This is a genomic window from Stenotrophomonas sp. PS02298, from assembly GCF_029959445.1.
GTDB lineage: Bacteria > Pseudomonadota > Gammaproteobacteria > Xanthomonadales > Xanthomonadaceae > Stenotrophomonas.
In genome coordinates, this window is the sequence record NZ_JASCOR010000238.1 from 1 (window position 1) to 4,377 (window position 4,377).

General features: G+C 63.4%; 6 protein-coding genes. 1 reads left to right on the forward strand and 5 read right to left on the reverse strand.

Annotated features, from left to right (window positions below; translation table 11 throughout):
- Positions 1–149: 149 nt before the first annotated feature.
- Both QMX78_RS20215 and QMX78_RS20220 read right to left on the reverse strand, forming a co-directional pair.
- Positions 150–473 carry a hypothetical protein gene (locus QMX78_RS20215; RefSeq protein ID WP_282272999.1) on the reverse strand — a complete coding sequence of 108 codons (324 nt, stop codon included), beginning with the start codon at positions 471–473 and terminating at the stop codon, positions 150–152.
- Positions 474–557: 84 nt separating this feature from the next.
- The gene (locus QMX78_RS20220; RefSeq protein ID WP_282273001.1) at positions 558–764 is read right to left on the reverse strand and encodes a hypothetical protein; all 207 of its coding nucleotides are present in this window, start codon (positions 762–764) and stop codon (positions 558–560) included.
- A 99-nt stretch (positions 765–863) separates the two neighbouring features.
- Between QMX78_RS20220 and QMX78_RS20225 the strand changes: the two genes are divergently transcribed.
- Positions 864–1,760, forward strand: a complete 897-nt coding sequence (locus tag QMX78_RS20225) for a LysR substrate-binding domain-containing protein (protein ID WP_282273003.1) — start codon at positions 864–866, stop codon at positions 1,758–1,760.
- Positions 1,761–1,798: 38 nt separating this feature from the next.
- Here QMX78_RS20225 and QMX78_RS20230 read toward each other — a convergent pair whose 3' ends face one another.
- Genes QMX78_RS20230 through QMX78_RS20240 form a run of 3 tightly spaced genes read right to left on the reverse strand, consistent with a single transcriptional unit; the run spans position 1,799 to position 4,103 of the window.
- Entirely contained in the window at positions 1,799–2,122 is a 324-nt protein-coding gene (locus QMX78_RS20230; RefSeq protein WP_282273005.1) for a DUF3325 domain-containing protein, read from the reverse strand.
- Positions 2,115–3,776, reverse strand: a complete 1,662-nt coding sequence (locus tag QMX78_RS20235) for a PepSY-associated TM helix domain-containing protein (protein WP_282273006.1) — start codon at positions 3,774–3,776, stop codon at positions 2,115–2,117. The genes QMX78_RS20230 and QMX78_RS20235 overlap by 8 nt, the downstream gene beginning before the upstream one ends.
- A 12-nt stretch (positions 3,777–3,788) precedes the next feature.
- A complete protein-coding gene (locus tag QMX78_RS20240) occupies positions 3,789–4,103 on the reverse strand; it encodes an iron uptake protein (RefSeq protein ID WP_282273007.1) in 315 nt (104 codons plus the stop codon).
- Positions 4,104–4,377 lie beyond the last annotated feature (274 nt).

The window sequence follows — 4,377 nt, forward strand, 5'->3', positions numbered from 1 at the left end:
TTGTTTTTAAAACGCCCCGGCCACCGGGGTCGCGGGGTTTTTGGCGCGCGGGCACCCCCCCCCAAGCCGATACATCATCAGTTGGCAAAAATGCAGATGGCTTCAATACCGTCAGCTTCGCGGCTTACGCCGCTCCCACAAACCAGGGCTCAAGCAAGCCGCGCTGGCATCCCGGCAAGCCGCACATGCCCAACCAACTGCCGCAGATAGCCGCCCGCTGCACACAGCAGCACATCGCCTACCGGCTTCAACGCGCGCCTGCCCCAGCGCTGATGGAAATGCCGCGCATATGGCAGCAGTACGTCCGAAAAGATCACCATCAGCTGGGCGGAGAAAAGCGCGAACAGCACGTCCAGCCCCAATGCATCCAGCACAGGCACCAACGTAGCCAGTTCCGGGTTGGAGATGATGCACAGAATCACGACGGTGGTGAGCAAGGCGGCCGCTCGGCCGCGCCAGTGGTGGGTTTTCATCTGTCGAACCATACCAAGTTGCGGCGTGGTTGATGGCGGAGAGGCGGGCCGGCGCTGCTGGACGCGGATCGGAACGGGCAGGCTTCAACGATTCGAGCAGGCACCCGTTGGCAGGGACATCGCGCGCGCCGGTGCGTCTGTGGGTTCATGGCCGCGCTCATCCCTGCGCGTCTTGCCAATGTCGCGCGCCTCCTCGGCGGCATCGGTGCCGTCTTGGCCCGCCAGTTGCCTGGCCAGATCGACATTGGCGATATGCCCATGCATGAACAGCAGATCGGTATAAACACTCATTTCCCTGCTCCGTGTTGAGAGTGGGTTGAGGTTAGTTCCGGGCTATAGTCCGTAAAAGCGAGCATCCTTCAAGCAGGTATTGAGAAAAACTCAAGTCAAATGTCCAGGCCGCCACTCCAGTTCCTGCAGGGTTTCGTGCTTGCTGCACGCATGGGCAACATGTCGCGTGCTGCCGAGGCGATGAACGTCACCGTCAGTGCCTTGAGCCACCAGATGCGCCAACTGGAGCAGCGGCTCGGCTATCCATTGCTGCTGCGGCAGGCACGCGGCGTGGCACCGACGCAGGAAGGGCGACGCCTGCTCGATCAGGTTGGCCCGCACCTGGATGCGATCAACGAGGTGTTCCGTCCGTTCCAGGCGCGGCGCGATTGTGTGTTGTCGATCAGCGCGGTGCCGACGATGGCGTCGGCATGGTTGGTGCCACGTTTGGGTCGTTTCGTGGCGGCGCATCCGCAGATCGAGATCAACCTGCAGTCCAACCAACTGCTGATCGATTTCGAACGGCAACTGCAGTTCGATGGGGCGATGCGTATCGGCGATGGTCGTTGGCCTGGCGTGATCGCCGAGCCCCTGATCGATGAGTGGCTGGTGCCAATGGCCAGCCCGGCACTGGTGGGGCGTATGGGCGGCATCGGTGCGAAACCGCTGGCGGAGTGGCCGCTATTGGGTGACCCGGATGGCGAATGGGATCGCTGGTTCGCCTTGACCGGCGCGGAAGCGCCCAAGCGCTACGTTGCCATCTTCGATGACTCCGAATCGCACCATCGAGCGGCATTGGAGGGCGTGGGCGTGGCGCTCGGGCGGGTGACGCGCGCGCAGCTGCTGCTGCAGTCAGGCCAGTTGCAGTTGCTGTCCGATCAACGGCTCAAGACAGCATGGTCGCATTGGTTGGTCTACCCGGAGCGTTCGACCAGTCATCGCGGCTTCCTGGCATTCCGCGAATGGCTGCACGCGGAAGCTGCTGTGTATCGTGAATACATGGGCGAACAGCGCTGAGCTTGGCGGCCAGCAATCATTGCCTGCCGACTGCGTTGTTACCTGATCCAAGGCGCAAACACGCGCAGACGCTGCGGTTGCGAAGACAGCGTAAACGCCACCAACATCGCCGCGGCGCTCAAGGCCATCACCCAGACCAGCACCGCCATCGTGGCGTGATCCACCGCCAGGCACAGCACCAGTGCAACGCAGACGCTGAAGCTGCCGAGGATGCGCAGCAAGCGCAGGGTGGCCGGCGATGGCTGGCGTGGCCACACCTGCAGCGCATGTACCTGCATCGACAGTGCCAGCCATGCCATGCCGGCAAGGCTGCTCAGCAGTGCGGCGGCCAGCATCAGGTTGGCAGACAGCGACTCATGCATGGGCGTTCTCCCGGTGTGCGGCCTGTTTGGCATGCGCGCGCTGGCCGAGCTTGCGGGCAGCGATCATGGCCACGCACGCACTGCCGAGCAGGAACAGATCGATACCCGCCACCGGCCAATAGCCGCGCGCCAGCGTGCGCAGCAGATGGTCGCCGGTGGTGATCCAGTTCAAGGCAACCGCTGCAACCGCCATCACCGCGATGGCCCAGGTCTGTTCGCGCCATGCCGGGTTGGCCAGGCCGCGTGCCACCGGTGCACCACGCACACCCGCATGCACCAGTGCCAGCGCCCACACCGCCCAGAACGCATAGCGCTCCCAGTCGCCACGGCCGGGCAGGGCCTCGGGCAGCAGGCGGTTGGCAATCAGGATGCCCAGCGTGGCCAGAACCATGCCGGTCACCGTGGTCACGGCCAGCGCATCGACGATGCGCGCACCCTGACTGCCCTGCAGGGCGTGCTGGCGTTTGCGTTTTTCGACGAAGAAGATGAAGCCGGTGGCGATGCACACGGCACCGGCAAGGCCGCCGAACACGTACAGCCAACGCAGCAGCCAATGACGGAAGTGCTGCAGGTGCAGGCCGGTGAGGAACTCGGCCATGCGGGCAACCGGGGTGGCGGCCGGGTCCTCGCGGATCAGCTTGCCGTCAGACGATTTGAAGTGGATGCCATCGCCTACCAAGGCGATGCGGTCGGTGCCGGCGCGGTACACGCTGACATAGCCATTGGCATCGCCAACATGCTGCAGCACCAGGAAACCGACATCGCCAGCCTTGTCATTGGCCTGCCAACGCTGCTGTGCCTGCGCGACCATCGCATCCACCGATGCCAGCCCAGCGGCAACGCCTGCGCGCTGATGCGGCAGACCGGTTTCCTGTGCTTCCATCCGCTCGTGCAGGTCGTGCAGATCATGCAGTTGGGTGTGACCGACCGGAAAGTAATAGGTGCCGGCAAAGATCAGCAGGCCGGTCAGTGCGAAGAAGAAGTGGAACGGCAGCGCCACCACGCCGGTGAGGTTATGCAGGTCCAGCACGCTGCGCAGCCTGGCCTTGCCCGGGCGGAAAGTGAAGAATTCGCGGAAGATCTTCCGGTGCATCACCACGCCGCTGATCAACGCGGCCAGCATCACCAAAGCGGAGAAGCCGACGATCCAGATGCCCAGGTTCTTCCAGTCCAGGGTCAGGCCGTAGTGCAGCGGAAAAAAGAAACCGCTGCCGATCTTCAAGTGATCGTCGGGCAGTACGCTGCCATCGCGCGGATCGATGGTGGTATAGGCCCAGATCAGTTCTTCCGGGTCCTTGGCGTTGGGCACCTGATAGCCCGCGTACAGGGCCAGCACGGGGTCGCGGTGGGTGGTGTAGGCACTCCAGCTGGCGACCTTCTCGAAGTGCGTGGGCATCGGCCCGTTGACACGCGGGCGCATCGCTTCGATGGCATCCTTGGTCGGCTGCATGCGCTCGAAGGCAGGCCGCAGGACCTTTTCGAAGGACGGCATCGGCTGCGCTTCGATGCGGGTGGCGGGAATCGCCCAACGATCGATTTCGCGGTCGAAGACGGACAGCGCGCCAAAGAAGAACGCCGCCATCAGCACGAAACCCAGCACCAGGCCGAACCAGGTGTGCAGCCACGCCATTGCTTGCCGGAAACTATTGAACATGGACTTCTCCGGTCATGCGAGCAGGGATTGGACCAGCGATGCAGCGCCCGCCATCAATAGTCCGCCGCCGAACAGGACGATCCAGACGCGCAGCAGGCGCTGGGTCGCGATGCTCCACAGGAACACCGTCACGTAGGCGAGCAGGCCGATGAAGGCACCGAGGAACTCTGCATCGTGGAAGTCGAGCTTGGCCGCGAACAACAGACAGGTCGCCAACGCCACCGTGCCCCAGGCAAAGACGTAGCCGCCGAACATTGCGGCCAGCACCCGCAGCACGACCTGACGTCGCGAGCGGGAAGTAGCAGTGATGGTGGTTGCTTGGGACATGGTGGCGGTGACGTCTCGGGTATCAGTTTCGTTGGAGCGTTGCTTGAGCCCCTCTCCCTCCGGGAGAGGGGTTGGGGAGAGGGTCGGGGTCCAGGTGAGGTTGTAGCGAAGTGCTACCCCTCTCCCCCCTTCGGGGCACCCCCTCCCGCAAGGGGAGAGGGGATGGAGCCAAAAGCCAAAAGCCAAAAGCCAAAAGCCAAAAGCCAAAAGCCAAAAGCCAAAAGCCAAAAGCCAAAAGCCAAAAGCCAAAAGCCATGACTGCTCCGCTATACGC